The organism is Streptomyces sp. NPDC002044, from assembly GCF_040296725.1.
GTDB lineage: Bacteria > Actinomycetota > Actinomycetes > Streptomycetales > Streptomycetaceae > Streptomyces > Streptomyces antarcticus.
This window is the reverse complement of sequence record NZ_JBEOXU010000251.1, coordinates 1-5364: the sequence shown is the minus strand read 5'-3', so window position 1 is coordinate 5364 and position 5364 is coordinate 1. Positions and strand designations below refer to the sequence as shown.

Genomic DNA, 5364 nt, shown 5'->3' with positions numbered 1-5364 from the left:
GTCGTGTGCTCTTCCGTTCTGGGGTCGGGGCGGCCGACGCCAGGAGCGCCGCCAGCCGGGCCGGGGTCGGGTGGCGGAACACCTCGCGCAGGGTGAGCTCGCGGCCCAGCTCCGCCTTGACCCGGTTCACCAGCCGTACCGCCAGCAGCGAATGCCCCCCGGACTTGAAGAAGTTGTCGTCCGGGCCGAGCGGGCCCCGCTCCAGCACCTCCGCGAACAGCCGCAGCACGGCCGCCGCCAGCACGTCGTCCCCCCGGGAGCCGGAGACGGACGCCCCGGGCGGGACGGCGGCGGGCTCCGGGGCGGACGGCGCTCCCGACAGCAGCCGCACCGACGACGGGACCGCGTACTCCGGCAGCCGCTCGGCCGCCCACTCCTGCAGGGCCGCCGCTCCGGCCTCCCCGGCCACCGTCGGCCGGTTCAGCACCTCGGCGACGAGCCGGCCGTCCACCACCCGGGCCCGGGCCCGGCCCACCGCCGGGTGCTCCGCCAACACCGCCGCGACGTGGTCCAGGTCGATCCGGTAGCCGCCGGCCAGCGGGCGTTCGCCGCGCCGGTCGGCGGGCGCCGGCAGGTCCCCGAGCCGTAGCCCCGGGTCCGCGGCGAACAGCTCCAGCGCCGCCACCAGGAGCCCGGCCAGCCGCTGCGCGCCCGCCTCCCCGTACAGGTCGGTGGCGTACTCCAGCACCCCGGACAGGCCGCCGCCGTCGGGGCGTTCCGTCAGGGCGAACGTCAGGTCCGCCTTGGCCGTGTCCGACCCGTACGGGAGCTCCGTACCGGCCAGCGGACCCCCGGGGGCGTCCGCCACGGCCACCGGGTTGACCTGGAGCATCACCTGCACCAGCGGGTGGTGGGCCGCGGACCGGTGCGGGTTGAGGTGCTCCACCAGCCGGTCGAACGGCAGGTCCTGGTGGGAGTACGCCGCCAGGTCCGCTTCCCTGACCCGGCCCACCAGCTCCTCGAACGTCGGGTCCCCGCCCGTGTCGGTGCGCAGGACGAGGGTGTTCACGAAGAAGCCCACCAGCCCCGACAGGGCGTCGTCGCCGCGCCCGGCCACCGTGGTGCCGAGCGCGAGGTCCGGGCCCGCGCCGAGCCGCGTCAGGGCCGCGGCCAGCGCCGCCTGCACCACCATGAACAGGGTGGCCCCCTGCGCGTGCGCGATCCGGACCAGGCGCCGGTGCGCGTCCGGGGACACCGCGAACCCCGTCAGCGCGCCGCGCCCCGAGGGCTCGGCCGGCCGGTGCCGGTCCGTCGGCAGGTCGATCAGGGGAGCCAGCCCCGCCAGCGTCCGCTGCCAGAAGTCCAGTTCCGGCCCGGCCCCGGCGAGCAGCTCGCGCTGCCACAGCGTGTAGTCGGCGTACTGCACCGGCAGCGGCCGCCAGCCGGGCGCGCGCCCGGCCCGCCGGGCCTCGTACGCCTCGGACAGGTCGGCGAGCAGGGTGCCCGTGGACCAGCCGTCGGCCGCGATGTGGTGCAGCAGCAGGACCAGAGTCTGCGGGCCCCCGCCGTCCGGCAGGAACAGCCAGGCCCGCAGCGGCAGGTCCCGCGTCAGGTCGAACACGTGCCGGGCGGCCTCGTCCACGGCCGCCGCCACGTCGTCCGGGCGTGCCAGCTCCAGCTGCGGCCGCGCCCGCTCCAGCACCCGCTGGTACGGCTCGCCGCCCTCGGTCCCGTACACCGTGCGCAGCACCTCGTGCCGCTCGGCGACATCGGCCAGCGCCTCGGTGAGCGCCGCCGGGTCCAGCGGCCGGTCCAGCCGCCGCACCAGCGCGATGTTGTAGGCGGGGGAGGGCCCCTCCAGCTGGTCGACGAACCACAGGCGGCGCTGCGCGTACGACACCGGCAGCCGTCCGGGCCGCCGCGGTACGGCTGACAGCGCGGGCCGGGAGTCCGCGGAGGCCGTCCCCAGCCGCCGGTGCAGGGCCGTCGCCGTCGGGGCCAGGAACAGGTCCCGGATGCCGGCCTCCACGCCCAGCACGCTCCGGATGCGGTTGACGAGCTTGCTGGCCAGCAGCGAATGACCGCCGGACTTGAAGAAGTTGGCGTCGGCGGCCATCCGCTCCCGGCCCAGCGCCTGCGCGAACAGCCCGCACAGGATCTCCTCCCGCGGCGAGAGCCCGGCCGTGGCGGCCCCCGTCGGCGCCTGCGCCGCCGCCGCGGCGGCCGCGAGCCGCTCGCGGCGCTCCCGGCGCCGGGCCAGCTCCTGCTCCTGCGCTCCCGTCACCAGCTCCAGTTCGCCCAGCCGGGCCCCGGGGGAGTCCGCGAAGGCGCGCAGCGCCCGTACGTACACCTCCAGCAGCAGCCGCGCCGTCTCCCCGTCGAACAGGTCCTCGGCGTACTGCACGTGCACGTCCAGCCCGTCCGGACCGCCGTCCGCGTCCCGCCGCTCCGCGCAGTGGAAGCTCAGGTCGAACTTCGCGGCGCCCAGGTCCGTGCCGGTGGCCCGCCCCGGGATGCCGCCGAGGCGCATCCGGTCGTCGGACGTGTCCTGCACGGTCAGCATCACCTGGAAGAACGGGTGCTCGCCCAGCGCCCGCCCCGGTGCGGCGAGCTTTTCCACCAGGACGTCGAAGGGCAGGTCCTGGTGGTCGAAGGCGGCCAGGTCGGCGTCCCGCACCCGTTCGACCAGCGTCCCGGCCGCCGGGTCGCCGGACAGGTCCGTGCGCAGCACGAGGGAGTTGACGAAGCAGCCCACGAGATCGTGCAGGTCCTGGTCGGGCCGGCCCGCCACCGGGGTGCCGATGGCCAGGTCCTGCCCGGCGCCGGTCGCCGACAGGGCCGCGGACAGGGCAGCCCGGGCCACCATGAACAGGCTGGCGCGCCGGCCGCGGGCCAGGGCGAGCAGCGCCCGGTGCGCGCCCGCGTCGAGGTCCGCCGACACCGTCACCGCCCGCCCCGAGGGCTCGGCCGGACGCGGCCGGTCCGCGGGCAGCGCCGTCCGGGCCGGCAGCCCTTCGAGCGCCGTCCGCCAGAACCCGAGCAGCCGGTCCGGGCCGGCGAGCAGGTCGCGCTGCCACAGGGCGTAGTCGGCGTACTGCACCGGCAGCGCCCGCCACTGCGGCGCGCGGCCCGCGCACCGGGCCGCGTACGCCTCGTCCAGGTTCCGCAGCAGCGGCGCGACCGACCAGCCGTCGGTGGCGATGTGGTGCACCAGCAGCACCAGGACGCAGCCGCCGTCACCCGGCAGGAACAACCGGGCCCGCACCGGCGGCCGGGCGGCGAGGTCGAAGGGCTCCCGGGCGAATCCGGCGACCAGCGACTCCAGCGCGTCCGGGGTGCACGGCTCCACCTCCATCTCCAGCGGGTGCCCTGCCGCGGGCAGCACCCGCTGGTACGGCTCGCCGCCCTCGGCCCCGTACACCGTGCGCAGCACCTCGTGCCGCTCCCGCACGTCGGCCAGCGCCGCCGTCAGCGCCGCCCGGTCCGGCTCCCGCTCCAGGCGCAGCACCAGCGGGGCGTTGTAGGTGGCCGACGGGCCCTCGATCCGGTCCAGGAGCCACAGGGCCCGCTGCGCCGCCGACAGCGGCAGCCGCCCGGGCCGCTCCGCCACGGGCGCGAGCGCCGGCCGGGTCGTCGCCGCGCCGCCCAGCTCGGCGAGGCGCCGGTGAAGGGCGGTCGGCGTCGGCGCCAGGAACAGGTCGCGCATGCCCAGCTCCAGCCCGAGCGCACCCCGGATCCGGTTGACGAGCTTGCCGGCCAGCAGCGAATGCCCGCCCGACTTGAAGAAGTTGGCGTCCGGGGCGAGCGCCTCGCGGTTCAGCACCTCCGCGAACAGCCCGCACAGGATCTCCTCGCGCGGCGACAGGACGTCCCGCCGTACGGGCCCGGCCGCCGCCGCGGCCCCGGTCGCGGCCGGTACGGCCGCGCGGCGCCCGGCGAGCCCCCGCGCCTCCTGCTCGGTCACCAGCGCGAGTTCGCCGAGCCGCCGCTCCGGGCCGTCGGCGAAGGCGGCCAGGGCCCGTACGTACACCTCCAGCAGGAGCCGCGCCGTCGCCTCGTCGAAGAGGTCCACCGCGTACTGGAGGGCGACGTCGATCCCGTCCGGGCGCCCCTGCGCGGTGTGCCGCTCCGCGCAGTACCAGGTCAGGTCGAACTTGGCGGCGTCCAGGCCCACGTCCGCGAGCCGGCCGGCGATCCCGCCGCCCAGCTCCACCGGCGCGGCCGGCCCGCCGCCCGCGTCCACGGTCAGCATCACCTGGAAGAACGGGTGGTGCCCCAGCGCCCGTTCCGGCGCGAGCCGCTCCACCAGCAGGTCGAAGGGCAGCTCCTGGTGCTCGTACGCCGCGAGGTCCGCCTCCCGGACCCGGTCCAGCAGCTCCCCGACCGCCGGGTCGCCCGACAGGTCGGTGCGCAGCGCCAGGGAGTTCACGAAGAACCCGACCAGGTCGTACAGGTCCTCGTCGGGCCGGCCCGCGACCGGCGCGCCGATCACCACGTCCTCCCCGGCCCCGGCCGCGGACAGCGCCGCCGCCAGCGCGGCCCGGGCCGCCATCGTCAGGCTGGCCCGGTGCCCCCGGGCCAGGGCGAGCAGCCCGCTGTGCGCCGCCGCGTCCAGCCGGGCCGTCACGGTGGCGCCCCGGCCGGAGGGCTCCGCCGGACGCGGCCGGTCGGCGGGCAGGGCGATCAGGGCGGGGGCCCCCGCCAGGACGCCCCGCCAGTGCTCGGCCTGCTCGTACGCCAGGCTCTGCGGGTCGGCGGGATCGCCCAGCAGCTCGTGCTGCCACACGCCGTAGTCCGCGTACTGGACCGGCAGCGGCTCCTGCTCCGGGGCCCGGCCCGCCAGCCGGGCCGTGTACGCCAGCGACAGGTCGCGCAGCAGGGGGCGTACGGACCAGCCGTCGGTGGCGACGTGGTGGATCAGCAGTACCAGTACCGAGGTCCCGTCACCCGGGAGCAGCAGCCGGGCCCGCAGGGGCGGCTCGGCGGTGATGTCGATCGCCTGCCGGGTGAACGCGGTCACGGCCGCGTCCACGTCGCCCGGCGCGCACACCGCGCCGGTCAGCCCGGGAACGGAGTCCGCGGCCAGCACCCGCTGGTACGGCTCGGCGTCGGGCCCGGCCGGCAGGATGGTGCGCAGCACCTCGTGCCGCTCCACCACGTCGGCCAGCGCCTCGCGAAGGGCATCGGCGTCGGGCTCCCCGTCCAGGCGCAGGACCACGGGGGCGTTGTACGCGGCCGACGGGCCGTGGAGCTGGCCCAGGAACCACAGCCGGCGCTGGGCGAACGACAACGGGATCTCGGTCATGTCCGTGACGGTCCTAACTGTCCTGGCGCGCGGGCGGCCGGGCGGCGGGCCCCCCCGCCAGGGGGTCCAAGTGGGCGGGGGGGGGCCGCCCGCCGGGGGGGGGGTAGACGGCCGTGAAA

1 protein-coding gene is annotated in these 5364 nt (G+C 77.3%); it reads right to left on the bottom strand.

The annotated features are described in order from the left end of the window. Window positions 1-5245: condensation domain-containing protein (locus ABT106_RS30910; protein WP_351284091.1), on the bottom strand; the 5245-nt coding region annotated here is incomplete at its 3' end. Between the last annotated feature and the right edge of the window lie 119 nt (window positions 5246-5364).